The organism is Gulosibacter sediminis (assembly GCF_014904065.1).
GTDB classification, from domain to species: domain Bacteria; phylum Actinomycetota; class Actinomycetes; order Actinomycetales; family Microbacteriaceae; genus Gulosibacter; species Gulosibacter sediminis.
In genome coordinates, this window is sequence record NZ_JACXJG010000005.1 from 69,341 (window position 1) to 69,739 (window position 399).

The following is a 399-nucleotide window of genomic DNA, read 5'->3' on the forward strand; positions in this document are numbered from 1 at the left end:
CCGAGCCGTCCTGCACCTGCTTGCGAGCAACGCCACGTCGCGCGCCGAGGAACTCGCGTTCAATGGTCTCGACCTCACCGGGTTGAGCCGCAGCGAGTGGCACCGCGTGCGCGGCGCGCAGCTCGCGCTCGTGNCCGCAGGACCCGACGCTCTCGCTCGATCCGCTGCTGCCGGTTGGTCGACAGGTCGCCGAGACCCTGCGCATCCACGGCCTTGCCTCGCGGTCGGCCGCGCCGAAGCGCGCGATCGAGCTGCTTGCCGAGGCCGGGGTCGACCAGCCCGAGGTGCGTGCGCAGCAGCTGCCTTCGCAGCTCAGCGGCGGCCTGCGCCAGCGCGCGCTCATCGCCGCCGCTCTCGCGGGTGACCCCGAGCTGCTTGTCGCCGACGAGCCGACCTCGG

General features: G+C 73.6%; 1 protein-coding gene. It reads left to right on the forward strand.

Translation table 11 applies throughout. From position 1 onward, the window contains the following. Window positions 1-203: 203 nt before the first annotated feature. Window positions 204-399, forward strand: a 196-nt coding sequence (locus ID132_RS13455) for an ATP-binding cassette domain-containing protein (protein WP_328743568.1), incomplete at its 3' end; no start/stop codon positions are given.